The sequence below is a fragment of the Bacillus cereus group sp. MYBK14-1 genome, from assembly GCF_051916885.1.
GTDB classification, from domain to species: domain Bacteria; phylum Bacillota; class Bacilli; order Bacillales; family Bacillaceae_G; genus Bacillus_A; species Bacillus_A cereus.
Map to the genome: position 1 here is coordinate 298072 of NZ_JBQAHM010000004.1, position 25534 is coordinate 323605.

Consider the following 25534-nt stretch of genomic DNA (forward strand, 5'->3'; position numbering starts at 1 on the left):
CCCCTTTCTTCTTACAGTACAGATTCTTTTTTCTTTAATACAACATCTGTTAAACAATCAATAAATGCGTCCGATGCATTTGGCATTTCTGGACGATAATATTTCGCGCCAATTTCATCCGTTACAACTTTACACTCAAAGTCGTTATCATATAAAACTTCTAAATGTTCCGCAACAAATCCAACTGGTGCATATACGAATGAAGTATAACCGTGCTTTTCATTTAGTTCTCTCGTTAAATCTTGTACATCTGGACCAATCCAAGGATCTGGTGTGTTTCCTGCACTTTGCCAGCCTACTGCATAGTTTGCTACTTCAGCTCCGCGCGCGATATAGTCCGCTGTTTCATTTAATTGATCTGGATATGGATCGCCCATTGCAATAATTTTCTCTGGTAAGCTATGTGCAGATACGATTAATACTGCTTTTTCACGCTCTGCATCTGACATACCGTTATATATACCTTTCACTGCATCGACCCAGTACTGGATGAATTTCGGCTCTTTATACCAGCTATCAATGCCATGAATTGTTAAGTTTCCAAGTTTCTCAGCTTCTTCTTGTGCTCTTCCAACGTATGATTTCACGCTAAACGTAGAATAGTGAGGTGCAAGAACAAGTGCGATTGCATCTTGTATTCCGTCGTTATGCATATCTTTCACTGCATCTTCAATAAACGGTTCAATATGTTTTAAGCCAAGATACATATGATACTCTACTTCATCTTGTACTTCATTTAAACGCTTCTCTAACTTCTTAGCTTGCTCTAATGTAATAGTAGCTAAAGGAGAAATACCACCAATTGCACGGTAACGCTCTGTTAAATCTTCCAGCATTTCAGGACTTGGCTTTCTTCCTCTGCGAATATGTGTATAGTAACGTTCAATATCTTCTTCTTTATATGGCGTTCCGTATGCCATTACAAGCAAACCAATTTTCTTTTTCATACAGCAATGCTCCTTTACTTCGCTAACTGCCCTTTAGAGTATTCATGAATAAATGTAGTTAAACGTTTTAATGTATCTGGATTTACTTCTGGGAATACACCGTGACCTAGGTTAAAGATATAACCCGGCTGTTTCATCCCTTGATCTAAAATACCTTTTACATGTTCTTCAATAACAGACCATGGTGCAAGTAAGAATGAAGGGTCCATATTACCTTGTACCGCCTTATGAATACCGCGTGCACGTGCTTCTTCAATCGGTAAGCGCCAGTCTAAGCCGACTACATCAAGCGGTAAGTCGTGCCACTCATTCACTAAGTGTGCAGCTCCTACGCCGTGCATAATCATCGGTACACCCATCTTACGAACTTCTGCAAAAATACGCTCCATTGCTGGTTTAATAAATACGCGATAATCTGCTACATTTACTGTTCCAACCCAAGAATCGAAAATTTGAACTGCTTTTGCTCCTGCGTTAATTTGCGCTTTTAAATATGTAATAACCATATCTGCTAGTTTATCCATTAAAGCGAACCAAGCTTTTGGCTCTGCATACATGAACGCTTTCGTATTATGGTAGTTACGAGATGGACCGCCTTCAATCATATAGCTCGCTAATGTAAATGGAGCTCCTGAAAAACCGATTAACGGTACGTCTAACATTTCTGTCGTTAATAAACGAATTGTATCTAGTATGTACGGTACGTCATCTTCTGGATTGATTTCCCCTAGTTTTTCTACATCTTGTAAAGAACGGATTGGGTTATCGATAACTGGGCCAATACCTGATTTAATTTCTACATCCACACCAATTGCAGGTAGTGGTGACATAATATCTTTATAAAGAATTGCTGCGTCTACGTTATACTGATCAACCGGCAATTTTGTAACGTAAGCACATAACTCTGGATTGTGTGTAATTTCAAATAAAGAATACTTTTCTTTAATCTTTCTATATTCCGGCTGTGAACGACCTGCCTGACGCATATACCATGCTGGTACATAATCGGTACGTTCCCCCCTACATGCTTTTAAAAATGTCTCATTTATAGTTCTTACCAAGACCCTTGCTCCCTTCCTTACCAATGCTTCGAATACGTTCGATATTTATCTTTTTTTACTATACAGCTTGTAAAAACAAAATGCATAATATTATGTACGTTGTTCATTAAATTGACACAAACATTCTTAAAAACGCTTACCATTTTCACAACATTCTTATTATAACACAGAGAAAAACTATGGTTTAGCTACTTTTGACTTTTCTCCTTCACGATTCGTTTGTGTATTATATGGTACAACGTAAAAGCTCGGTTTTGAAAATATGTTAACGAACTTTTCCTCATATTCCCCAGCACCATTTACAGTGCTAACATGCGTATGAATTCCATTCTCCACTCTATAGATTCGGTACATAATTCTGTTATCTGGAAGTGGTGTCCAGCTTAATTTTGCTTTAAATAAACCGAAAGGGCTAAATGATAATTTCATTTTTACATCTTCAATTTTGCGCAGCCGAATCGGAGCGCCGATTGTTTCCACACCTTCAGGCTTCATAAACTTCTCTTTATGTTCTACATTAGCCTTCGTTAAAATTTTCTTAAACAATTTTGTCGCAGATGCACTTTCTCCTTGCAACTGATGCTCCTTATCCGTGCGGTCATAACCAATCCAAACAGCGCCTACTAAGTTTGGTGTATAGCCGACGAACCACATATCTCTTGCTCCCTTATCGTCATTTGGCAATGAAGTTGTACCTGTTTTCCCAGCTAACGCACCGTTATATACACCAACTCTCGCTGTTCCTTCCTTCACAACTCCTTCTAACATTTTCGTCATATACCATGCTGTCTGCTTCGAGAAGATTTTCGTCTCTACTTTTGGAGATTCCCCAATGACTGCACCGTGTCTGTTTAATACTTTATCAATAACGTGCGGCTCGATAATATTTCCATTTGCTAAAAATGAACGGTACATTTTTACAAGATCAAATGTTGAAACGCCATTTTTCAATCCGCCAAGCGCTGTACTTAAACCAGCATCTGCAATATGAACATTTCCTTTTTCTAAATATTGCTTTCCTTCTTCTACCCCTAACTCATTTAATAAAGAAACTGCCGGTACATTTGCCGACTCTAAAATCGCATCATACATCGTCATTTCTTTTGAATACTCATGATTATAATTTCGAGGTTCATACCCTTCAAAAGAATTTCTTTCATTCGTTAATAAAGAATACGGATTATACTTTTTCGTTTCTAGTGCTGGTGCATAAACGATAAGTGGTTTTAAAACAGATCCAGGCTGCCTTTTGGCAAAAACACGATTAAATCCTCTCGGGACGTACTTTCTTCCCCCAATCGCCGCTTTAATCCCTCCCGTACGATTATCCATTAATAAGAAAGCACCTTGCGCCCCCTCTTCTTTCCCAGGGAAATTCCTTGCATCTTGAAACTGGTTATATGCTACCTTTTGAATCTTTTCATCCATAGGTACGACAAACGTATATCCTCCGCGAAGTACTTCTTGATGAGACAATCCGTATAAACGAGCGGCTTCATCTATGACCATATCAATATACGGCATATATGCAAGCTCATTCTCATCTAAATTTTTATATAGAGCAATTGTCTTCCCTTGATAACGAACGCTTTCTTCTGCAGTCAAATAGCCTTGTTTATGCATAAGTGACAACACTAGATCACGGCGTTCCTTACTCTTCTCTGCAGAATAGTACGGTGAATATCCGTTTGGTGACTTCGGAAGGCCTGCAAGCATTGCCCCTTCCTCTACTGTTAAATCCTCAACATTTTTATTAAAATACAACTTTGCTGCCGCTTGAATGCCGTAAGCCCCATGACCAAAATAAATATGATTCATATACATTTCAAGAATTTGTTGCTTCGTATATTTTTGCTCTAATTGAAGAGAAATTGCGACTTCCTTCAATTTGCGCGTAAATGTTTTTTCACGAGTTAAAAAGACGTTTTTAGCGAGTTGCTGCGTAATGGTACTACCGCCCTCTACCTTCTCTCTAGCTAACGTATCTTTATAAAGAGCACGGAATATAGACGGATAATCAATCCCTTGATGCTCATAAAAACGAGAATCTTCCACCGCAACAAACGCCTGCTGCACATACTTCGGAATTTGCTCGATTGGTACGAGCTCTCTATTTTCTACGTATAATTTCGTAATTTCTTTCCCTTTCTGGTCAACGATACGTGATGAAGAGTGGAAAACGAGCTGCTTTTCATCCATCATATAGCCACCAGCTAACACGATAAGTTTATAGATTACAATCGCTACTACGAACGTTGCGACGCCGCCTAATAAAGTCCACTTTACTTTCTTCATACATCGTCCTTCTTTCCAAATGATGGTACATTTATTATTTGAAAAAGAAGTATCTTTATGTATATAATCTTCGAAGTTTTTTAAGAGAGTTGATATAATAGAAACAAACTATTAAGGGGGCATTAAAATGAAGGCTATTATTTCATACGAAACACCTCTAGAACAAGCACATTTCACTGCAAAAAATGATGAAAAAAATATGTTTTATAAAGAAAATACAGAAGAATCTGTAGAAGGTTCACTTCAGTATGACGTACTAGATGCTGTCGGTGAATTTAAAGGACAACCTGGCTATATCGTTTGTAACAACATTTCTGTCACAGACGAAGGTCGCCCTGTATTTGAAAACCGTTTTAAAAACCGCGCAGGCCTTATTGAAAACGAACCAGGATTCCAAGCGATCCGTGTTCTACGCCCATTAAGTAACGATACATACGTCATCTTAACGATGTGGGAAACAGAGCAAAACTTTAAAGACTGGACAGAATCACGTTCATTCGAAAACGCTCATAAAAAACGTCCCACGCAAGCAGAAGGACAAGCTCCAGCGCATCCACATGCGGAACAGCAAAAGAGTATTTTCTCTCGTCCATCTTTTGTGACTACTTTTGATGTGTTAGTTTAATTAAAACATAATACAACACTAACAGTACGTGAAATTATATTAACGATTTTCCGAATATATCTATCACATCTTGAAATATATCAACGATTTTCCGAATATATCTATCACATCTTGAAATATATCAACGATTTTCCGAATATATCTATCATATCTTGAAATATATCAACGATTCGACTAAAGATATCAATTTAATGACAAAAAGGAAACACCATTACACACCGGTGTTTCCTTTTTCTTTGTACCAATTATATATACGAAGTGAATCTTTTTTTCTCATATGCTTTACTTCATAACCGCGCCCAGCTACCGCTACAAGAGTTGTACATAATTCATCTTTTCTTTGAAAATACGATTGATTATAACCTACTGCTTGAACATGTCTTCTTCGCATTATTCCTGTATATTTCGAAAAATTACGATATACAACCGTTAGTTGATTTTCTCTTAATTCATAACCGCCACTTTTATATCTAGCATACGCAAGTAACGAAAACACGATAAATAACGGTAAAATAACAAACAACGCAATATATTGTTTAAAATATATACTCACGCTGGCAATTAGAACTGTGAGTATGATACTTATTAACCAGCCCATAATGAAATAACGACGCAACGCTGTTTTTGGTAAGTGAACGATCTCCGCTTCGATTTCATATGGTAACTCTAAATATGTGATCAGGTGCTGTACATCTTTTTTCTTCATAAATGGATGCAACATTACTTCGTTACTTGCTGCTCCAATACTTTGAATTGCTTCCACTTCAACAGCACAATAGCCAAACGGCTGGCGAAGCATACCTTCTTTTACAGTAATCGCTTGAATGCGGTGCAATTTTAAGACAAACTCTTTCTTTTCAAATAATCCTTGAACGATACGAATCTCTTCCCCTTTTCGCTCAATTTTAAAGTTTGCATATTTCAACACATATCCAGCCGTGGAAATAATCCACGAAATTGCCATTAAAATTAATGCAATTACAATTAGTTTATAAACACCGTTTCCCATCACATACGCTTCTACTTTACTTGTGAATCCTTCAGGAAGAACAAAATCAAACTTTGTGTAAAGAAGTACCAGTCCAGAGAACACTAGTCCGAACCGACCAGATGTAATCGCTGCGGCTAAAACCTCTTTCGCTGTTAACTGATAAACCGTCTTGCTTTCTTCCTCTTCTATTTCTTCTTTTACAGTAGTTTCTTTCTTATGTAATAAAGAAATTAAATGTTTTGCCTCGTCTTCTTTAATACCAGCCAACATCACTTCTGGTTCATTACCACCACCGGCTACTTCTATATTTAACTTCATAAGTCCGAGCATTTGATAAATGATGTTAGAAGACGTACTAATATTTTGTACACGCTCTTTATTTAAATAGCTTTCCTTCTTTACAAAAACACCGTGCTTTATATGTAAAATATTATTCTCAATCCAGTACACTTTAAAATACCATTTAATTGCTGAAAAAATAGCCATGATGAATAAAACAACCAGAAGAAAAAGATAAAATAAATACCAAGGTTCCACTTGTTCATCAGGTTTAAATAAAACAAGAATAATAAGTGGCAACAAACTCGCAATCCTAATACCTAACAATATCGTAATCGGATGTTGCCTCTTATACATCCTTATCACTCACTTTCGCAAGTTCTCCAATTTGTCTTTTCAGCTGTTCTGCTTCTTCTTTCGTTAAACCTGGAATACTATGAGAAGTTGCGGCTGTTGAAATATGTAATTCTGCTAAATTATACTTTCTCATGATCGGCCCTTGCTCAATCGTTACGTGCTGCACACGGATCATCGGAATAAGTACGCGTTTTACAACAAACATTCCCTTTTGAATCTCAATCTCTTCTTCATTTAATCTGTAACTATAATAGCGTTGACGTAAATTTGGAAACACAAAATAATCAAGGGGAATAAATGTAATAGCTCCTGTTACTAATAGTCCGAACAACCAGCCCCACCAGTTAAAGTTAATCATAAAAAAGAAATACGCAATTACGACTGTTAGTATAACTACCGCCCCAATTAAAGCGTGCATCCTCCACACTTTCAGCATATTAGAATGAATCTCCCTTTCTAACGGCTGCATCTCATCACTCCAATTCTATGAATTTATTACTTATATATTATCAAAAAATAAGGTTTTATATACATTTTTGTAAATTTATAGTCAAATAAAAATAGTTGAATCAAAAGCATATTAAAGAAACACATACCTCAGTTTTGAAAATTATGTATTATAAATATGAATTATATTGAACTAAAATAAACCTTACATGATTCATGCAAGGTTTATCGTTTTATACACAATATATTTCATTATTGTTGAGATATACTAGCATCGCTTTCAATTCGCTTTTCTTTTTGGCTTAGTTTTTTATCTTTAGATTTTTTTAATGTTAAAGTCATGCCAATAAAAATAAAAAGAATTCCTGTTATTTGCATTAAAGTTGGACGGAATCCAGTAAGTACAGTATCTAATAATATTGCCACTGCCGGATCTAAAAAAACTAATATTGAGATGGTTTTTGTAGATAAATAGCGTAAACTATCAAAAAACAGATAATATACTATCCCTGTGTGAATAAAACCAGTAGCTATAATATATGTCCAATTACTTTGAGTGAGGCCACTAAAAGCATCTAAATCTATAAATGGTATTAAAAGAAATATCCCCAAGAATGTTTGTAAAAATGTCATTGCATACGCACTCATTTTGTTAATCCCTTTACCAAATAAAGTTGTAAATGCATAAAAGAGAGCCGCAAGAAATCCCCATATCATACCTGAAGACATTAATGAGCCGACAGAGAAGCTTCCATCAATACCAGCAATTAATAAAGCTCCTGCAAAACACACAATTATTGAAATGATAGATATGAATGTTAATTTTTCTTTAAAGACGATACTTCCAATTAACAGTACAATTACTGGTGCAAGATGATAAACTGAGATAGCAATTGTAACTGACATATTTTCAAAGGCTTTAAATAAGAAAACCCAATTAAATACTAAGAAAAAGCCACATATTAAAACTTGAATAACTTCTTTTCGTTCCCATTTATCTTGTTTATATTGCCCTGTAAGCAACCAGCATACACTTAAAAATATTGTCGCAAAAATACACCTTACAAACACTAATTCAAACGAAGGTAAGTTTGTTTGAACAGAAAAAAATCCAACTGATCCAAAGATAACCATTGATGCTATCATCTTTAAGGCCGGTACCGTTTTCTCTTGCTTAAAACTCTTTTGAAGCAAATTAATCCCCCTCCAATAAAAACTCGGTTTATAGTGAGAAAAACACCAGCCTAAAAAAAGGACAGGTGCTTTTCCTCAAAAACACTCAATTATAAATTTTTCCCAGCAGTCCAACCACCATCAATTACAAAATTAGAACCAGTAATAAAGCGGGCCTGATCAGAAATCAAGTACTCAATACATGAAACAATATCCTGCGGCAACCCCCAAGTATCTAAAGATTGATTACTTTTTATCATAGACATCAAGGCTTTATTACTAAAGTATTCTTCTGTAAGTTCAGTTCTAATAACACCGGGAGAAATACTATTTACCCTTATATTTTGCTTCCCAAATTCCATAGCCATCTGTTTAGTCAATCCGATTAAAGCATGCTTTGATGCAACATAAGCAGCTCGCTCTGGTTCAGCCATTAATCCAGAAACCGATGCTATATTCACAATACAACCTTTTATTTTCGATTCACACCATCGCTTAGCTACTTCCCTAGAAAGGATAAATGGGGCTACTAAATTTACATCAATTACTTTTTTAAACATATCATCGGATAAATGTAAAACAGGTGTTATCTCTCGAATACCAGCTGCATTTATTAATATATCAGGAGAAAGCTTTTCTAAATCTAATTGAGTAAAAAGATTATGAATCGCTTCGCTATTACTTAAATCAATTTGCACTACTTTCAAAGGCATATCTGTTTTCATATAATCTATTAAATTATTATTATGAATATCAAGCGCTATTACATAAAATGATTTTTCTAAAAAGTATTTTATACAAGCATGACCTATACCGCTATTGGCTCCAGAAATCATAATTATTTTATTCTCTCTCATTTTGTCTCCTTATAAGAAAATGTTACTAATAAAATATCACGAAAAGCCTCCGTACTACATTCTGTTCCAAGTGGCGTTACGGCATGGAAGACCTTTTGTCCAAATACTAAAGTTTCTAAAGGCTCCTTCAAACTTATAAACTGATTAATTTCCCGAGGAGAATTAGCTATTAAATTATCTCCACCAATAGCTGTATTACTTAAATTCATAAGGTGTAAAAATACTACTGGTTCATCATCTTTATGTAACCAAATAGGTGAACTAAAAGATGGTCTTTCTTTAGTAGCTTTATATCTTACTTGATGTAAACCTATAATTAAGTCTTTACTTGTATCTATTATATTTGTTTTAAATGCAAATTCAGTATCGAAACGCACGATATTTTGAATTAAAGGATTGCATAAAAAGCTATCATTTATGCTATTGAACTGTCTAACTTTCCCGCCATCGTCATAGTTATATTCTTTAGATTGGAAGTAATCATTACTATTATCTAAAATATAATCTGGTGAATCAACATACTTTATATACCTTGAATAAGATCTAGCACGGCATTCACCGTACGCATCATCTTCCAAATTATAATAATCTAACTGTGCTTGTGTTAATAAACGATGATTCTCTTCCTCTTGTAAAAAGATTTCATTTGAGATTTCAAGGAATCCTTTAGATTCAAATTCATGTACCTTTTCTTCTATGCTAAACCCATTCATTTTACTAAGAACAAACGTCATTATAAAAACCTCCACACTATTGTATTTTTCTATCTCACCCTATGTTAGAAATGCAATAAGTAACCGAGATTCTTGCTTAATAAAATTTAAAATTATGATATTCAATTAATACACCAAATGAAATATATGTAATTCATTAAAATTATTTATTAAGCAATATTATATATCCTTTTGGTTATTTTTTCTAATTATCTGAAGATTTATCAACATTAGTCTTAATATTCAAAATTAAAGAAATGGATTTTTCAGAAAGATAAAACTGCGCGTATTGCAATTATTTATGTATATAACTTTTTTAAAAATTATATTTTAAATATAGCTAGTTTTTTATAAATTTTTTGATATAATTACATACGGGAAAAGGGAAGAATTTTGTCTTCCCTTGTGTTTTTATTTGCATCTAGTACTTTTGCTAGATGCTTTTTTTATGCTAAAAAAGGTATCCTCAAATACTTTGAGGATACCTTTTCACCTTTATTATCTCTGCTGTTTTCTACCTAATACGAGTAACCCAAAACTCATCATTACAAGAAGTGCTCCCATATATGGTTCCACAGGCATTTTCTGCCCTGTCTTCGGTAATTCTTTTTCAGGTTTCTCTGGATTCGGTGTCCCTGGCTTTTCTGGATCTGGTGTTCCAGGTTTTTCTGGATTCGGTGTTCCAGGTTTCTCCGGATCCGGTGTTCCAGGCTTTTCTGGATCTGGTGTTCCAGGTTTTTCTGGATCTGGTGTTTCTGGACCTGGTGGTGCTAAATGATTCAATTTGTTTAATACTTCTAATTGAACTGCATTTATCATTCCATTTGTAATTTCAAATGGAATTGGATTAGTTAATTTTTCATATCCCTTTGGTGCTTCTACTTCTACTAGTGTGTAGTTACCTACAGATAGATCTGTGATTTTTGCCTTTCCATCTTTATCTGTTGTTACTTTCACTACTACTTTTCCCTTTTCATCATGAACTTCAAACACAGCTCCTGATAAGACTTCCTTGCTTTCAGCGGCCATTTTTGTAATCTCCACTGCACCTTTGTCTAACTGTTCGTTCTCTACTTTCAATGATAAGACTTTTGTCATACCTTTTGTAATTTCGAATGATACTGGTTCCGTTAACTTTTTGTAACCTGGTAAGCTCTTCGTCTCTACTAATTTGTATTTTCCTACTGATAGATCTGAAACGTTTGCTTTTCCTTCTTTATCCGTCGTTACTTTCGCAACTACTTTTCCTTTTGAGTCACGTACTTCAAATACAACATTTTCTAATGGTGCTTTACTGTCTTTATCTATTTTTGTGATTTCTACATTCCCCGTATCTACCATTTCATTTTCTACAGTGAACGCTAAAGATTTTGTCATACCTTTTGTAATTTCAAATGGTACAGGCTTTTCTAATTTTTTGTAGCCTGGTAAACTCTCTACTTCTACTAGCTTGTACTTTCCTACTGATAAATCTGAAACTGTTGCTTTTCCACCTTTATCTGTCGTTACTTTCGTTACTACCTTGCCTTTGTCGTCTTGTACTTCAAAGACTACACCTGCTAACGGTGCCTTATTATCTTTATCTATTTTTGTAATTTCTACATTTCCCGTATCTACCATTTCATTTTCTATGTTTAATGATAGAACTTCTGTCATACCTTTTGTAATTTCAAACGATACTGGTTCTGTTAATTGTTTGTAGCCTGGTAAGCTTTCTTTCTCTACTAATTTGTACTTTCCTACAGATAAGTCTGAAATTTTTGCTTTACCATTTTTATCTGTTTTTACTTCTGTTACTACTTTTCCTTTGTCGTCTTGAACTTCGAAGACTACGCCTTCTAATACTTTTTGACTATCTTTATCTACTTTTGTGATTTCTACTGAACCTTTGTCTAACTGTTCATTCTCTACTTTTAATGATAAGACTTCTATCATACCTTTTTTAATTTCGAATGATACTGGCTCTGTTAGCTTTTTGTAGCCTGGTAAGCTTTCTACTTCTACTAGTTTGTAATTCCCTACAGATAGATCTGAAATTTTCGCTTTTCCTTCTTTATCTGTTTTTACTTTCGTTACTACTTTGCCTTTTTCATCTTGCACTTCGAATGTTACGCCTTTTAATAACGCGCCACTTTCTTTGTCCACTTTTGTAATTTCTACTGAGCCTTTATCTACTAATTCGTTCTCTACTTTTAGTGATAAAACTTCTGTCATACCTTTTTTGATTTCGAATGATACTGGTTTCGCTAGTTTTTTATATCCTGGTAAGCTTTCTACCTCTACTAGCTTATATTTTCCTACTGGTAAATCTGAAATTGTTGCTTTTCCTTCTTTATCTGTTGTTACTTTTGTTACTACTTTTCCTGCTGCATCTTGCACTTCGAATGTTACGCCCGCTAATACTGCGCCACTTTCTTTGTCTACTTTTGTAATCTCTACTGAACCTTTATCTAACAGTTCGTTCTCTACTTTCAATGATAAAACTTTCGTCATACCTTTTTTGATTTCGAATGATACTGGTTCCGTTAATTTTTTGTAACCTGGTAAGCTCTTCGTCTCTACCAATTTGTATTTTCCTACTGATAGATCTGAAACGTTTACTTTTCCATCTTTATCTGTCGTTACTTCTGTTACTACTTTGCCTTGCTCATCTTGTACTTCGAAGACTACGCCTTCTAATACTTTTTGGCTATCTTTATCTACTTTTGTTACTTCCACATTTCCCTTGTCTAACATTTCGTTTTCTACTGTTAAAGCAAGAGATTTTGTCATACCTTTTTCAATTTGGAAAGTAATCGGATCTACTAATTGTTTATATCCTTTTGGTGCTTTTACTTCTACTAACTTGTATGTGCCGACTGATAAATTAGTAACTTGTGCTTGTCCTTTTTTATCTGTCGTTATTTTAGCGACTACTTGTCCTGCTTCATCTTGAATTTCAAAGACTGCATCAGCTAAAGCATCTTTATTTTCTTTATCTACTTTTGTAATTTCTACATTTCCTGTATCCACTAATTCATTTTCTACAGTCAATTGTAATGCTGTTACTCTACCCTTTTCAATTTCGAATGAAATTGGCTTTTCTAGTGGTTTGTATCCTGCCGGTGTTTCTACTTCTACCAACTCATACTTTCCAATAGATAAATCTGAAACGTTTGCTTTTCCTTCTTTATCCGTTTTTACTTTCGCAACTACTTTTCCTTTTGAATCACGTACTTCAAATACAACATTTTCTAATGGAGCTTTACTATCTTTATCTATTTTTGTTATCTCTACATTCCCTGTATCCACCATTTCATTTTCTACTTTTAATGATAGAACCTCAGTCATGCCTTTTTTAATTTCAAATGATACTGGTTTTTCTAACTTTTTATAACCAGGTAAACTTTCTACCTCTACTAATTCATACTTTCCTACAGGTAAATCTGAAACATTTGCTTTTCCTTCTTTATCTGTCGTTACTTTCGTAACTTCCTTACCCTTTTCATCTTGTACGATGAATGTTACTCCCGCTAACGGTGCTTTATTATCTTTATCTATCTTTGTTATCTCTATATTTCCCGTATCTACCATTTCATTTTCTATTTTTAATGATAAGATCTCGGTCATACCTTTTGTAATTTCAAACGATACTGGCTCTGTTAATTTCTTATAGCCTGGTAAACTTTCTTTCTCTACTAATTTGTACTTTCCTACTGATAGATCTGAGATTTTTGCTTTACCATCTTTATCTGTTTTTACTTCCTTTACTACTGTTCCAGCTTCATCTTGCACTTCAAAGACTACGCCTTTTAATGCTTTTTTGCTGTCTTTATCTATTTTTGTAATTTCTACTGAACCTTTATCTAACTGTTCATTTTCTACTTTCAACGATAGGACTGTTGTCATACCTTTTGTAATTTCGAATGATACTGAATCTGTTAGCTTTTTGTAGCCTGGTAAACTTTTCGTCTCTACTAATTTGTACTTCCCTACTGATAAATCAGAGATTTTTGCTTTACCATCTTTATCTGTTTTTACTTCTGTTACTACTTTGCCTTGCTCATCTTGCACTTCGAAGACTACGCCTTCTAGTACTTTTTGGCTATCTTTATCTATTTTTGTAATTTCTACTGAGCCTTTGTCTAACTGCTCATTTTCTACTTTTATTGCTAAAGCTTTTGTCATACCTTTTTTTATTTCAAATGGTACTGGTTCTGTTAGCTTTTTATAACCTGGTAAGCTTTTTGTCTCTACTAATTTGTACTTTCCTACTGATAGATCTGAAACGTTTGCTTTTCCATCTTTATCTGTTACTACTTTTCTTACTACTTCATCTTTCTCATCTTGGACTTCAAATTCGACACCCGCTAATACTGCTCCGTTTTCTTTGTCCACTTTTGTAATTTCTATATTACCTTTGTCTACCATTGCATTTTCCACTTGTATTGGGAATATGCCGTCCCCTGTTACATTTACTTCGAACTCTGCTTCTTTTAATTGGTAGCCTTCAGGCGCTTTCGTTTCTTTTAAAATATATTTCCCTGGTGCTAACGGTTTAGAGATTGCCTTACCATCTTTATCTGTAACAATATGTTCGACTATTACACCGTCTTTTACTATATCAAACTCTGCATTTGCTAATGGTTTCTCACCATTTTCCGAATCAATTTTCTTTACTTCAATTTGACCCTTTTGCATAGTATTTTTAATTTCAATTGTTTTTGTTTCTCCAGCTTGAAGTGTAACCTCTACTGGACTTGTTAATTTTTGATATCCTTCTGGTGCTACTGTTTCATATACTTTATACGTCCCAGGAGCTAAAGGTTGAGGTACTGAAAAACCTTTTTCGTCCGTTTTCAGTTTTGCAACAACTTCATTTGCACTATTTCGGACTTCAAATTCGGCACCTTTTAACCCTTTGTTCGGATTCTCAGAATCTATTTTATGAAGCGATACTGTACCGTCTTTTGGAGCTTCAGGCGGCGTAATAGTTACTTCTTTTGATGTTAATGTTTTATCATCAAAATGTAATTCCGCTTTATTAGGAATCTTCTTATCTACGTAAGAAGATAAGTCTGCATCATTTTTAATTTTCGCCTTGATACTAAGATTAATTATCTGGTCTTCATACGACTTATAGTCAAAACTCTCACCAAACGTAAATGTTACTTCACTTCTTTGTTTATCTATATTTAACGTTCCTTTAGAAGTAATATCTTGGCCATTTTGATCATACACTTTTGCCTCTAATACTTCTAAAACATCTTCTAAATCATCACGAATTACCATAGATGTGTATTTAGGAGGATCGTTCGGTATATGTGTACCAACTTGGTATTGAATCACTTGATCCATTTTTGTTAACTGCTCATTCTCTACAAGCTTGCCATTCTCATCAACTATATTTTTTTCAATGCTAGGTGGATTATTGTCACCTGAACCGGATCCTCCCCCACCACTTACAAATACTTGTCCTACTTTTTCTTCAGTTTTAATATTTTTACCTTCTAATTTCACAGTATTTTTATGAGGCTTCGCAGCAGGATTTGTAACCTTTGTTTTATATCTTAAAATATAGCCTTTTGAACTGTCTGGAAACTCAATTGTAAATCCAGCCTTTGTTGCATTAATTTTAATGTTAGATAAATCTGCTGGCTTAATATTTGTTGGTGCATAACCATCTTCAAATACAGCCTCTTCTAATACTACGCTGTCTGTAATTAACTCATGCCCAGGTCCTAATGTATCTGTTAATTTAAGATTTTGCATTTCTGTTCCAGTTGCATTTACATATACAAGCCAATCAGCAATCGAAGGATCTTCTTGATTATAAGAACCCCATTTCAATAGATTATCTGTATTGGGCTGTGGCTTCGGTCTCTCTGTCGTATTACTTACATTTACTTCTTTATTGACGATTTGACCATCAACGTTAAATTCTAATGGAATTTCTTTAACACCATCATATGCTTCTAGACCAAAGTAGAATTCTACGAATAAAGAACCTTTAATGTTATTCTTTCCTTCTACGTAATCACCCATAGTACACGTTAATAGACCCTTTTTCATCTCACATGTACCAACTGTTTTTCCTTCAGCATCTTTTAAAGGAAAACTCATATTCATAAGGTCTTTTCGAAACTCTTTTGGCATATCAATTGTGAATTGATCTCCACTTTTTATTTTTTCTTTAGCTGACCACTTCACTTCTACTTTCATACCATCTGAGGCTTGATACGGTTCAGATGTCGTGCCATCAGTACGGGAAATATTAATTTCGTCCACTGGACTTTTCATCACAGCAGCTTGAATAACTGGAGCCCACACATTCAGCACTGAAAATAATACTAGAAAAACTAATGAAACCATTGAAATATGTCTTTTAGTACTTTTCATTTGCATAGTTCCCTCCTATTTTTTATATTTATATAACAAAAAAAGACCGTCCGGTTGCATCAAAAATGTGCAACCAGACGATCTTAGTAACCAATATGTATTACCGTAGACTCTAAGCTTTGCGGCCTATCCTTTCGAATAGTGTGCTAAAAATATCTTTTATTCTTTTTTTGTTTCATTTTCCTCTTAAACCAAATATTACTATACCGTCTGGACGGTTATAATTCAATACTCTATAAAATTGTTCTATTTTTCTAATAAAAAAAATAATTCACCACTACATTAAAGAAGCAACGGTGAATTATTTTTACATTATATAGTTCGTATATTCTATTTATATGAATTTCTAATAAGAGCTTGAATCACTTTTTCTCTTAACTCGGGGCTTAGTCTTCCAACCCCTAAATATTCCGAATACCATAATCCATCTGCTGCTAATCTAATAATTGTTGCACAAACTGCATCTATCTCATCGTTTTCTATATTCTTTTGCAGTTGCTGAAATGATTGTTGTAATGGCTCAAGTAATTCAGGTTTTAACATGAATGCTGCCATCATACTACTAGATAACTCTTCTGTTCTTCTCTCATTATTTAATCTTTCCTCTACAAAAGAGCGAACCCATCTCCCTTTCTTCTCTGCGTCTTCCGCTACTTTATTGTAAATGGCTCCCTCATAATCCTCTACCCCTCTGACTATCATACCTTCTATTAAAGCTTCTTTATTTGAAAAGTGATACAATAATCCACCTTTACTTACACCCGCCTCTTTTGCCACTGCTTCTAAGGTTAATTTAGCAACCCCTTTACATTGCACAATTTGAGAAGCGGCCGCCAAAATCTTTTGCCGCGTTATGCTTATACTCATTCCTTTTTAAAACCCCATTTCTACTAAATTTATATAAATACGAATCTTATTTTTAATATTGTTGATTACTACTAAGTATTTTCTTTATACAACAAAAGCTTCATTACCTTTGAATTTTTAGTTACTTATTCTATTAAAAATTTCCATATCATTCAATATGATAACATTAAACACACAAAGCTGACTATACATCTATACTTTTGTATTTATTAAAAATATATCCATTAATAAAATTTACCAATTTAGTCCTTCTTATTACCTTATAAGACGGCAGTAATTCTTTCAGCACTAAATAAAAAATGTTATTACTCCCATTGAATTGAGTAATAACATTTTACTTAACAAATTCGCTGCCAACTAGCATCCTTCACATCTTCACTAGTCGGTTTTCTAACTAATCCAATAAAACATTCCTCGCAAGCACCAAATACAATAAAATTTTTCTGTGCTTGTCTTAACGAGACTTCATTTGCACCGCCTTCAAAGTCAGGATTGTTAAACTGTACCTCATCATCTTCCCAGTAACATATATTACAAATTTCATATGTACCTGGTGGTTCTTCTTCTATTGTTCTATACCCGCAGCACGAACATGTATATTTCATTCTGTTACTCCATTATTCATTTCTTTTTTCTCCCATATATTCCGGCCCACAAAGAATGTCACAGCACAAATCATAGTTATCCCCATGAAAAATGTATTAGAATCTTCATATGTAGTTGGAATGCCTACCGTTACGAAAACAATACTAAAAGCTAAAAGTAGATATAATAATAAAGATATAATATAGCTGAGTTTAAATCGTAAAATGATACCTCTAAACAATAGCTCACCAAGTAGACAGCCACCTAAAATAATAGGTACTCCGAAATACAATGTAAGGACTCCCATTTGCGCAGTAGATTGAATTATCTTTCCAATTATGTTCGGCGAAACCAGCTCACTATTGTTTCCCATCCTATCATATAAATCAAGTGCTGTTGCTGAAATAAAGAAACTTAATATAGAAAATGAATACGGTATTAAAAATTTGCTCACTCTCATTCACCTCGCTTGTTTCTTTACATATATTATTCATTATTTTCGCATAAAAAAATAGCCCGTCTTCCGCGAAAGACGAGCCGTTCCACTTAATTCTCACTTAACTTCTTCTTATACCAATCCTGCATTCTCTCCGCATCTTCTACTCTCGTATGCTCTATTTTGTAACTAGATGATGCACTCGAAAACTTATACGTACATAAATCCGCACGGCGCTGGAAATATGATTGTGTCTTCTCCATTGATTGGACGTGTCTTCTTCTAATAAGTCCTGTATATTTTCCGACGCTACGATAGACAAGTGTAATTTGTTCTCCTTTAACACTGTAACCATTTGTTTTAAATGTTGCGTATCCAAGTGTAAAGATAAGGATTGCGAGCGGTAATAATGCCCACATGATGTAATACTTTTCAAAGTATATGCTTATTCCAGTAAGCGGGATTGCGAGCATAGCGAAAAAGATGAAACTATCAATGAGATAACGGCGCAATGCTGCTTTTGGTAACGAAGTAATATTTGCATTCAGTTCGTATGGTAATTGTAAATGCGCGAGTAACTGTTGCACTCGATCTTTTCGAATGATAGGATGCAGTGTAACTTTTTCTTTTTCGTCACCCGTTCCCTTACTTTGAATGACTTCTACTTGCACAGCACAATAACCGAACGGTTGGCGTAAAATACCTTCTTTTATCGTAATCCCTTGAATACGGTGCAATTTTAGTACGAGTTCTTTTTTCTCCAGTAATCCTTGCGAAATACGGACTTCGTCATTTCTTCGATTCACTGTGAAATCTCCATGTTTTAGCGCATAACCAATTGTCGATATAATCCACGAAAGGCCGAGCAAAATGGCTATCATAAAAATCCAGCCATATATATCATGTTCCATTACATACGACTTTACGCTATTCTCTATCCATTTCGGAATGTACTCATCTACTTGGTGATACACAAAAAAGATTAATGAGAATAATAATCCAAATTGACCAGATGTAACAGAGGCTATTAAAATCTCTTTCCACGTTAATTTGTATTCTCTCGCTTGTTTTTCCTCTGTAATAATTTCTTTTACTTCTACTTCTTCTAATGTTTTTTCTACTTTCAATTCTGAAGCCGACTCATTTAACATTGCGATAAGCTCTGTCGCTTCTTCTACCATAATTCCAGCTAAGCTAACTTCTGCTTCATCGCCTCCGCCAGCTGTTTCAATCTGAATTTTTTTCAAACCGAGCATTTGATATAGTACGTTAGAACTTGTATTAATCGTTTGAACACGTTCTTTATTTAAGTAGCTCTCCTTTTTCACAAAGAGACCTTGTTTCACATGCAATACGTTATTTTCAACCCAGTATGTTGTGTAATACCATTTTTCAAACGCTGAAAAGACGGTGAGTAAACCGAATGCAGCGGGAATTAAATACCAAAACGGGAACTTTCCGTTTAAGCTAAACATGAAAATAATGAGTGGTATAAAGTCTGTTATTTTTAACTCTAATAACATCGTGATTGGATGCTGCCTTTTATACATCCTCATCACTCACTTTCGCTAATTCTGCGATTTTCGTTTTCAACATTTCAGCTTCATACATCGTTAAACCTGGGATGCTATGAGAAGTTGCTGCTGTTGAAATGTGTAATTCTGCTAATCCGTATTTTCTCATAATTGGCCCTTGTTCAATCGTTACGTGCTGTACACGAATCATCGGCACTAATACGCGCTTAACAACGAAAAGGCCATGCTGAATTTCAAGTTCTTCTTCATTTAGTTGGTAGCTGTAATAACGTTGACGTAGTTTCGGAAACGTAAAGTAATCAAACGGTGTATATACGATTGTTAATCCGATGAGCACATAGAAAATCCAAGCCCACCAATTAAACTTAATCATAAAGAAAAGATATGCAAAAATGACTATAATACTGATTCCTAGCTCAATTAAAGAACGCGCTTTCCACACCTTGACCATGTCAGGGTGAATTTCATTTTTCAATGGATCCATGTAACCACTCCAAATCTAGTAATCTAATATATGAATACTCTTAATCTATATTTTACGTAACTTTACAGAAAATTGGAATTTAATCTTCTTTCTTCTCAGGAATAAAATATCCGAACCAAAGTAGCCAAATGAAACCGATTAACTTCATCCAATTTCCATCCGCTTGAAAAGCTTCAATCATACCTGGTATTTTATAAACCCCAATAAATCCAAGAAAACCGAGCCACCAGTTTTTTTGCATTTTCATTTTTACTCCTCCTTCATTACGTTTTTCACATTTCGAATCCAAATTTCTTTATACTTTAACTGGAATCCCATGAGCATATAGTTGCTCATATTATCGATCACTAGTGCTAGCGTATGAGCATTTTCTTCCGTTTCATGTTGTGACACAACGCCCAGTCTCGCGCCTTTCTTCAATAAATCGTGGAAACCATGTAAGAAATCCTCTTGTATTTCAAATAAACGTTTCTGGTACTTTTCATTTCGCGATGCAGTTACGATAAATTCATTGATAACGCGTAGTATTCCTTCTTGCCCTTCATACTCAGAGAGCATATGTAAACCATCTGCGATTAGCTTTTCTGCAAAGTTTTCTTTCGTATACCGCTCTTCATTAAAATACTTTGTAAAATGATAATCAGAAAAAATCTCTTCAAATAAAAAATCAACTAACGCTTCTTTAGAAGAAAAATGATAGTAAATAGCCGGTTTTGAGATACCTACCTCTTTCGCAATCATGGAAAGACTCATCTTCTCAATGCCGTGTTCTGCCATAAGTTTAAATGATGCCTCTACAATGTTCTGCGATGTTTGTAAATTCTTCGTCATACTGTACCTCACTTATTTTTACTTACCGGTCGGTAAGTAAATTATAAAACAAAACGAAATGATTTTCAATTTAGTTAGCACTACAGAAGGTATTTATTAGAAAATACAGAAAGTTATAAAGTAAAAGCAACATATAACAATAAGGAGGATATCATATGGGACTTGGTGGTAATGGGGGTAGTGGTGGTAATGGCGGCGGTGAAGCGGGACAAGCTGGTAAGAGCGGATTTTCATTAATCATTGTACTTTTTATCGTATTGATTATAGTTGGAATTAGCTATATCGGACTTAGCTTCTAAGAAAAGGCGTCCTACATTACATATGTAGGACGCCTTGTTTTTAATCCCTATTCAGCAATCGCATACGATAGCAATTCATCGTCACTTCTCCAAGTCGTTGTAATAATTGATAGTTCGCATATGCGCCGACCGGGGCACCGATTACTGGGACGAGCTGAAGCATTTTTGCTAAATCAATATAGTCTCGGTATTCTGTTTGGAACTTTTCCCAGTCCATATGATTTTCTTTTTCTGTATCCCACGTTTCGATTGCTTTCCATATTTCTTTTCTGTGATCGTCACTTGAAAAGGCAAGTTGGAAAACATGAAGGATAAAAAGACGCTCTTCTTGTTTACTCGTATCAAATCCGTACAATGTCGCTGCATCGAATAAAAATTTAATTTTAATTGTAAGTAAAAGCGGAAAGTCAGCAAGACCGAGGAGAATACCACCAGCTCCAGTCCCTGCTCCTTCTGCCGCTGCTATTTTTTTGTACTCATCCATTTTTTTACGAACTTCATCGTCACGTCTTTGCAGTGACCATGTCGTCTCTTTTAGCTTCGGCTTTATAAAGTTTGACCCGGCGCTAATCGTTTGCACCATCATACGAATCGTCTCTGTTAGTACCTTTTGTACTTTCGCCGGAATGAGCTGTTGCACCTTCGTCTGCACTTTTTTGGAGAACCGTGTCATCATAGAAGAATCTTTCATGAATGTAGCTTTCCACTGCTCCAATTCTTTTATAACCTTCTCTTCGTATGTAATCATAGGTTCATTCCTTTCAATTTAAACGCTCAATGCGCTTCGCCCCGTATTGGTAAACGAAACCGATACTAAATAATATGCTTACGATAAGTAAAATTCCTGTCATCATGAAATCTTTCGTTGCTAGTGCAAATATAATTGTAAATATAACGCTACCTGTAATAAGAATTGCATTTAATAAAGTAAGAAAATCTTTCTTCTTCTCTTCTCCGCCTACTGGGTACAAATCAAGCCAAATTTTCATGCGGTGATGTTTCCATAAAGTTAATAGCTGATAACCGATTAAGTATAGGAAGATAAGGCTTACGATAAATCGTCCATATAAAAACGGAATGAAGTAAAGAATAACTCCGCCTAGAGCGAGCAGGCGCACATATAAGCCAAAATAATTACCAGATCTTAAGAACGTTCTCGTATATAAGTATAAATATGTACGCTTTTCGCCTATCATCGACAGAATGAAATCTAGCCATTTTCTGCGGGCTACTCTTTCTTTTAATGCTGGTACATCAACGAACATATTCGCAATGCGGTACAGCAGCATCATCTTCTTACCTTCTTCGGAAATTAAATACTCCCAGTTTAGTGGCTTTCCTTTGACCATTTGATGCATGATAGCAAGGTATAACACCATGAGAAGGACGATTCCACCAATGAAAAGAACTGAAGTACGTTCTACAAGGAAATATACAAATAAACCGTTTAGGATAAAACGAATAAACAAATCAGCCCTTTGTATATTTTGATCTGTTAAAAATGACTTTTCCCACCCTACAAATAAATTCCACGCTTTTACAATGACAAATGCGAGTACGATCCATATGTAGCCAGCTCCTGTTTGCTTCATTTGTTGGAAGTATAACGGAGCAAGCGCGGCTGCTACGATTGCGATTATGTATAACTGAATCATAAATGTAAAAAGAAATGCCTTTGTGAAGTAAGGTTTTAACTTTTCTTCAACTGGCAGTAAGTAAACGAGATCCGCTTCTTTTAATAATGTTTGAATGGATCCAGCCGTTAACACGAGTCCAATTAATACTGCCATTACGAGCGCAGTTGGAAACGAAGTTGTTAACGTTTGTAACCATTGCTGGTAATAATACGCTCCCGCACCGATGATGAACACGAAAATAAATTTCAAATGATCATTAAATACGTATTTACTATATGTACGAACTTCTTTTAGAAAGTGACGAAATCGTTCTTTCCATAACGCTGTGCTATTCATAATCTTCTTCCTTTGTTAGCGCGATGTAAATATCATCTAACGTTGCACCTGGCATATTAAACTGTGATTGCAGTTCAGATAGCGTTCCCTTCGCTCTTACTTCACCTTGATGCAAAATAATGAACGAATCACAATAACGCTCTGCCGTCGCTAAAATATGTGTGCTCATTAAAATACCGGCACCACTCTTTTTCATTTGGTCCATCATTTGAAGAAGGGATTGAATCGCTAACGGATCTAATCCAACGAAAGGTTCATCTACTATATAAAGAGATGGCTCCACTAAAAATGCGCTCATAATCATTACTTTTTGTTTCATCCCTTTTGAGAAATGAGATGGAAACCATTTTAAACGATTTTTCATACGAAACTCTTGTAGTAGTTGTCCTACACGTTCTTCATATTGTTTTTCATCCACGCCGTACGCCATAGCTGTTAATTTCAAATGCTCTTCTAACGTTAATTCATCATATAATACCGGCGTTTCCGGAATAAATGAAAAGCTAGAACGGTACGCTGTCATATCATCACGAATTGTTTTCCCATTAATTGTGACAGTTCCTTTTTTCGGTTCCATTAAACCGATAATATGTTTAATCGTCGTACTTTTACCAGCTCCATTTAAACCGATTAAGCCGACAAGTTCGCCTTTATTCACAGAGAACGAAACGTCTTTTAATACAGGTCGTTTCGTATATCCTCCTGTAACATTTTCTACACGCAATAACTCGCTCATACGACACCACTTTCTTCATTAGTATTCATTCTATATTCATCTTACCAAAAATTATGCTGTACTACATAGTATCCATGTACTCAAAAAAAATTTTTAAATTTATTAGCATATAATTTCCCGAAAGCGGACATCATAATTATTGAAGAAGGAACACATTGAAAAAGCAACCACCAATTGATGAGTACAACAACATAGTGAAGTCATCATGAAATGGGGTGTCCAAGTTGGACAATGAAATTTACACATAACCAGATCATTTGTTTCATTTTCGAAACGGGGTGTCTCTGAAAGAGCATATACTGTTTTAAAAAATAAACAATTTCATTTTAAAAAAGATTGCAATTCATTTCACTTGAAAATGGGGTGTCTACGGCAGAAACTTTAGCCGATTTACCGTGCATTTCTTAAATAAATGAGGTGTCTGCGAAACGTAAATTACGATAATGCTTTTTCAATCCCTCTTCAGAAAACAGGAAGCTGAGTCAGCTTCCTGTTTTTCGTGTTTGTTCTCTTATGTAATTATGGTAAAATACGGCTAAGGATATTTGAAAGGATGAGATCAATGAATCATACAGCAGACAATTGTATTTTTTGTAAAATCATTGACGGGCAAATCCCTTGCTCAAAAGTATACGAAGATGAACATGTGCTTGCATTTTTAGATATTAGTCAAGTAACAAAAGGACATACTCTTGTTATTCCGAAAGTTCACAAACAAGACATTTTTGCGTTAACGCCAGAAATCGCATCACATATTTTTTCTGTCGTTCCAAAAATCGCAAATGCGATTAAAGCAGAGTTTAATCCAGTTGGCTTTAACCTACTTAACAATAACGGTGAAAAAGCTGGACAAACTGTGTTCCACTTCCACCTTCATTTAATTCCACGCTACGGTGAAAAAGATGGTTTCGGTGCTGTTTGGAAATCACACCAAAATGAATACACTATGGAAAATTTACAAAACATCGCAAGTACAATTGCAAATAGTGTGAAATAATGACACTATAAGAAGGCGTAATACATAACAAGCCACTTCCCTGAAGTCATCAAATTCCGCATGGCTTGTTTCTTTACTTAAAATGCTCAGGGATGATTGTTTGTGCATAACACATATAAGAAAGATATGCATATTTTTCCATCATGAATACGAACAAAAAATAAGGAGGCCTCCTTTTATGTCAAAAGCTAAATCCTTTATTACAGGTGTTATTTGCGGCGGAGCAGTTGCTGGACTAGCTGTTCTTTTCTCAACTCCTTCTTCTGGTAAAGACATGCGCGGCAAGTTAAAAGAAAAAGGAAATGATATTAAAAAGACTTTAGCTGATATTACAGCTGATACGAAATTATTAAAACGTCAAATCGTTGAAACTGCTTCAGAAGGTAAAGAAGTGTTCCAAGAATTAAAAGACGATATGCACGATACACTTTCTAACTGGAAGCAAGATATTTCTCAAAACAAGCGCCATATTGAGAAAGAAATTTTGGACATCCAAAAGTCAATTGAGAAACTACAAGAAGCTGTTCCAGAAAAAGCGTAAACAAATTCCTGCTTAGTTTTTTGCATATAACAAATATTTTTTATATAAATTGACCTTGACACGGCATGTCGTATAGATATGCCGTGTTTTTATGCATTTACAATATATGTTATCACTTAACATGTAA

Annotated in this window: 23 protein-coding genes and 1 riboswitch; of the genes, 4 read left to right on the top strand and 19 right to left on the bottom strand. The window is 34.9% G+C overall.

Going from position 1 to position 25534, the window contains the following annotated elements:
* Positions 1 to 11 precede the first annotated feature (11 nt).
* From hemH to ACTFR3_RS14445, 3 genes are all read right to left on the bottom strand, one after another.
* Positions 12 to 947, bottom strand: coding sequence for a ferrochelatase (hemH, locus tag ACTFR3_RS14435; protein ID WP_000726775.1), 936 nt, complete (start codon positions 945 to 947; stop codon positions 12 to 14).
* Between the two features lie 14 nt (positions 948 to 961).
* The gene (gene hemE / locus ACTFR3_RS14440) at positions 962 to 2008 is read right to left on the bottom strand and encodes a uroporphyrinogen decarboxylase (protein WP_017656766.1); all 1047 of its coding nucleotides are present in this window, start codon (positions 2006 to 2008) and stop codon (positions 962 to 964) included.
* 177 nt (positions 2009 to 2185) lie between these two features.
* Positions 2186 to 4303, bottom strand: a complete 2118-nt coding sequence (locus ACTFR3_RS14445) for a transglycosylase domain-containing protein (RefSeq protein ID WP_000756288.1) — start codon at positions 4301 to 4303, stop codon at positions 2186 to 2188.
* A 127-nt stretch (positions 4304 to 4430) separates the two neighbouring features.
* On the opposite strand from ACTFR3_RS14445, the gene hmoB reads away from it, so the two are divergent.
* Positions 4431 to 4928 carry a heme-degrading monooxygenase HmoB gene (gene hmoB / locus ACTFR3_RS14450; RefSeq protein WP_000644062.1) on the top strand — a complete coding sequence of 166 codons (498 nt, stop codon included), beginning with the start codon at positions 4431 to 4433 and terminating at the stop codon, positions 4926 to 4928.
* A gap of 211 nt (positions 4929 to 5139) precedes the next feature.
* On the opposite strand, the gene ACTFR3_RS14455 is transcribed toward hmoB, so the two are convergent.
* The 13 genes from ACTFR3_RS14455 to ACTFR3_RS14515 all read right to left on the bottom strand — a co-directional run bounded on the left by ACTFR3_RS14455 (position 5140) and on the right by ACTFR3_RS14515 (position 20861).
* Positions 5140 to 6555, bottom strand: coding sequence for a PH domain-containing protein (locus ACTFR3_RS14455; RefSeq protein WP_000278131.1), 1416 nt, complete (start codon positions 6553 to 6555; stop codon positions 5140 to 5142).
* On the bottom strand, positions 6548 to 7024 hold the full coding sequence (locus ACTFR3_RS14460; protein ID WP_001182728.1) for a PH domain-containing protein: 477 nt from the start codon (positions 7022 to 7024) through the stop codon (positions 6548 to 6550). The genes ACTFR3_RS14455 and ACTFR3_RS14460 overlap by 8 nt, the downstream gene beginning before the upstream one ends.
* 230 nt (positions 7025 to 7254) lie before the next feature.
* Positions 7255 to 8196, bottom strand: a complete 942-nt coding sequence (locus tag ACTFR3_RS14465) for a DMT family transporter (RefSeq protein WP_000939625.1) — start codon at positions 8194 to 8196, stop codon at positions 7255 to 7257.
* An 89-nt stretch (positions 8197 to 8285) separates the two neighbouring features.
* Positions 8286 to 9032 carry an SDR family NAD(P)-dependent oxidoreductase gene (locus ACTFR3_RS14470; RefSeq protein WP_001208947.1) on the bottom strand — a complete coding sequence of 249 codons (747 nt, stop codon included), beginning with the start codon at positions 9030 to 9032 and terminating at the stop codon, positions 8286 to 8288.
* Positions 9029 to 9766 carry a 2OG-Fe dioxygenase family protein gene (locus tag ACTFR3_RS14475; protein ID WP_000144813.1) on the bottom strand — a complete coding sequence of 246 codons (738 nt, stop codon included), beginning with the start codon at positions 9764 to 9766 and terminating at the stop codon, positions 9029 to 9031. The genes ACTFR3_RS14470 and ACTFR3_RS14475 overlap by 4 nt, the downstream gene beginning before the upstream one ends.
* 477 nt (positions 9767 to 10243) lie before the next feature.
* Complete coding sequence (locus tag ACTFR3_RS14480) at positions 10244 to 16129, bottom strand: SpaA isopeptide-forming pilin-related protein (protein WP_440044500.1); 5886 nt, start codon at positions 16127 to 16129, stop codon at positions 10244 to 10246.
* Positions 16130 to 16188: 59 nt separating this feature from the next.
* A riboswitch (cyclic di-GMP riboswitch) is annotated at positions 16189 to 16281 on the bottom strand.
* Positions 16282 to 16453: 172 nt separating this feature from the next.
* Positions 16454 to 16990 carry a TetR/AcrR family transcriptional regulator gene (locus ACTFR3_RS14485; RefSeq protein WP_000028016.1) on the bottom strand — a complete coding sequence of 179 codons (537 nt, stop codon included), beginning with the start codon at positions 16988 to 16990 and terminating at the stop codon, positions 16454 to 16456.
* Positions 16991 to 17328: 338 nt separating this feature from the next.
* Positions 17329 to 17595, bottom strand: a complete 267-nt coding sequence (locus ACTFR3_RS14490) for a CPCC family cysteine-rich protein (RefSeq protein WP_017656774.1) — start codon at positions 17593 to 17595, stop codon at positions 17329 to 17331.
* Positions 17592 to 18029 (bottom strand): hypothetical protein, encoded by a 438-nt coding sequence (locus ACTFR3_RS14495; protein WP_017656775.1) that lies wholly within the window; start codon positions 18027 to 18029, stop codon positions 17592 to 17594. Before ACTFR3_RS14495 ends, ACTFR3_RS14490 begins: the two co-directional genes overlap by 4 nt.
* Positions 18030 to 18121: 92 nt before the next feature.
* On the bottom strand, positions 18122 to 19561 hold the full coding sequence (locus ACTFR3_RS14500) for a PH domain-containing protein (protein WP_440044501.1): 1440 nt from the start codon (positions 19559 to 19561) through the stop codon (positions 18122 to 18124).
* Positions 19554 to 20030: a PH domain-containing protein gene (locus tag ACTFR3_RS14505; RefSeq protein ID WP_000371345.1), complete on the bottom strand. Its 477-nt coding sequence runs from the start codon at positions 20028 to 20030 to the stop codon at positions 19554 to 19556. Before ACTFR3_RS14505 ends, ACTFR3_RS14500 begins: the two co-directional genes overlap by 8 nt.
* Positions 20031 to 20109: 79 nt before the next feature.
* Positions 20110 to 20277, bottom strand: coding sequence for a hypothetical protein (locus tag ACTFR3_RS14510; protein ID WP_000783813.1), 168 nt, complete (start codon positions 20275 to 20277; stop codon positions 20110 to 20112).
* Positions 20278 to 20279: 2 nt separating this feature from the next.
* Positions 20280 to 20861 carry a TetR/AcrR family transcriptional regulator gene (locus ACTFR3_RS14515; protein WP_000164838.1) on the bottom strand — a complete coding sequence of 194 codons (582 nt, stop codon included), beginning with the start codon at positions 20859 to 20861 and terminating at the stop codon, positions 20280 to 20282.
* Positions 20862 to 21016: 155 nt separating this feature from the next.
* Between ACTFR3_RS14515 and ACTFR3_RS14520 the strand changes: the two genes are divergently transcribed.
* Positions 21017 to 21160, top strand: coding sequence for a YjcZ family sporulation protein (locus ACTFR3_RS14520; protein WP_000522759.1), 144 nt, complete (start codon positions 21017 to 21019; stop codon positions 21158 to 21160).
* A 40-nt stretch (positions 21161 to 21200) separates the two neighbouring features.
* Here ACTFR3_RS14520 and ecsC read toward each other — a convergent pair whose 3' ends face one another.
* Genes ecsC through ecsA form a run of 3 tightly spaced genes read right to left on the bottom strand, consistent with a single transcriptional unit; the run spans position 21201 to position 23869 of the window.
* Positions 21201 to 21908, bottom strand: a complete 708-nt coding sequence (gene ecsC / locus ACTFR3_RS14525; protein WP_000634142.1) for an ecs operon protein EcsC — start codon at positions 21906 to 21908, stop codon at positions 21201 to 21203.
* A 13-nt stretch (positions 21909 to 21921) separates the two neighbouring features.
* A complete protein-coding gene (ecsB, locus tag ACTFR3_RS14530; RefSeq protein ID WP_440044502.1) occupies positions 21922 to 23133 on the bottom strand; it encodes an ABC transporter permease EcsB in 1212 nt (403 codons plus the stop codon).
* Positions 23126 to 23869 carry an ABC transporter ATP-binding protein EcsA gene (ecsA, locus tag ACTFR3_RS14535; RefSeq protein WP_001292603.1) on the bottom strand — a complete coding sequence of 248 codons (744 nt, stop codon included), beginning with the start codon at positions 23867 to 23869 and terminating at the stop codon, positions 23126 to 23128. Before ecsA ends, ecsB begins: the two co-directional genes overlap by 8 nt.
* Before the next feature lie 562 nt (positions 23870 to 24431).
* On the opposite strand from ecsA, the gene ACTFR3_RS14540 reads away from it, so the two are divergent.
* Positions 24432 to 24866 carry an HIT family protein gene (locus ACTFR3_RS14540; protein WP_001016835.1) on the top strand — a complete coding sequence of 145 codons (435 nt, stop codon included), beginning with the start codon at positions 24432 to 24434 and terminating at the stop codon, positions 24864 to 24866.
* A gap of 178 nt (positions 24867 to 25044) precedes the next feature.
* Positions 25045 to 25407: a YtxH domain-containing protein gene (locus ACTFR3_RS14545; RefSeq protein WP_000030300.1), complete on the top strand. Its 363-nt coding sequence runs from the start codon at positions 25045 to 25047 to the stop codon at positions 25405 to 25407.
* Positions 25408 to 25534 lie beyond the last annotated feature (127 nt).

Bases quoted from the DNA above. Each gene is read 5' to 3' on its own strand.
- hemH (WP_000726775.1), bottom strand. From the start codon at position 947: ATGAAAAAGAAAATTGGTTTGCTTGTAATGGCATACGGAACGCCATAT.
- ACTFR3_RS14445 (WP_000756288.1), bottom strand. From the start codon at position 4,303: ATGAAGAAAGTAAAGTGGACTTTATTAGGCGGCGTCGCAACGTTCGTA.
- hmoB (WP_000644062.1), top strand. From the start codon at position 4,431: ATGAAGGCTATTATTTCATACGAAACACCTCTAGAACAAGCACATTTC.
- ACTFR3_RS14455 (WP_000278131.1), bottom strand. From the start codon at position 6,555: ATGTATAAGAGGCAACATCCGATTACGATATTGTTAGGTATTAGGATT.
- ACTFR3_RS14460 (WP_001182728.1), bottom strand. From the start codon at position 7,024: ATGCAGCCGTTAGAAAGGGAGATTCATTCTAATATGCTGAAAGTGTGG.
- ACTFR3_RS14470 (WP_001208947.1), bottom strand. From the start codon at position 9,032: ATGAGAGAGAATAAAATAATTATGATTTCTGGAGCCAATAGCGGTATA.
- ACTFR3_RS14475 (WP_000144813.1), bottom strand. From the start codon at position 9,766: ATGACGTTTGTTCTTAGTAAAATGAATGGGTTTAGCATAGAAGAAAAG.
- ACTFR3_RS14480 (WP_440044500.1), bottom strand. From the start codon at position 16,129: ATGCAAATGAAAAGTACTAAAAGACATATTTCAATGGTTTCATTAGTT.
- ACTFR3_RS14485 (WP_000028016.1), bottom strand. From the start codon at position 16,990: ATGAGTATAAGCATAACGCGGCAAAAGATTTTGGCGGCCGCTTCTCAA.
- ACTFR3_RS14490 (WP_017656774.1), bottom strand. From the start codon at position 17,595: ATGAAATATACATGTTCGTGCTGCGGGTATAGAACAATAGAAGAAGAA.
- ACTFR3_RS14500 (WP_440044501.1), bottom strand. From the start codon at position 19,561: ATGTATAAAAGGCAGCATCCAATCACGATGTTATTAGAGTTAAAAATA.
- ACTFR3_RS14505 (WP_000371345.1), bottom strand. From the start codon at position 20,030: ATGGATCCATTGAAAAATGAAATTCACCCTGACATGGTCAAGGTGTGG.
- ACTFR3_RS14510 (WP_000783813.1), bottom strand. From the start codon at position 20,277: ATGAAAATGCAAAAAAACTGGTGGCTCGGTTTTCTTGGATTTATTGGG.
- ACTFR3_RS14515 (WP_000164838.1), bottom strand. From the start codon at position 20,861: ATGACGAAGAATTTACAAACATCGCAGAACATTGTAGAGGCATCATTT.
- ACTFR3_RS14520 (WP_000522759.1), top strand. From the start codon at position 21,017: ATGGGACTTGGTGGTAATGGGGGTAGTGGTGGTAATGGCGGCGGTGAA.
- ecsC (WP_000634142.1), bottom strand. From the start codon at position 21,908: ATGATTACATACGAAGAGAAGGTTATAAAAGAATTGGAGCAGTGGAAA.
- ecsB (WP_440044502.1), bottom strand. From the start codon at position 23,133: ATGAATAGCACAGCGTTATGGAAAGAACGATTTCGTCACTTTCTAAAA.
- ecsA (WP_001292603.1), bottom strand. From the start codon at position 23,869: ATGAGCGAGTTATTGCGTGTAGAAAATGTTACAGGAGGATATACGAAA.
- ACTFR3_RS14540 (WP_001016835.1), top strand. From the start codon at position 24,432: ATGAATCATACAGCAGACAATTGTATTTTTTGTAAAATCATTGACGGG.
- ACTFR3_RS14545 (WP_000030300.1), top strand. From the start codon at position 25,045: ATGTCAAAAGCTAAATCCTTTATTACAGGTGTTATTTGCGGCGGAGCA.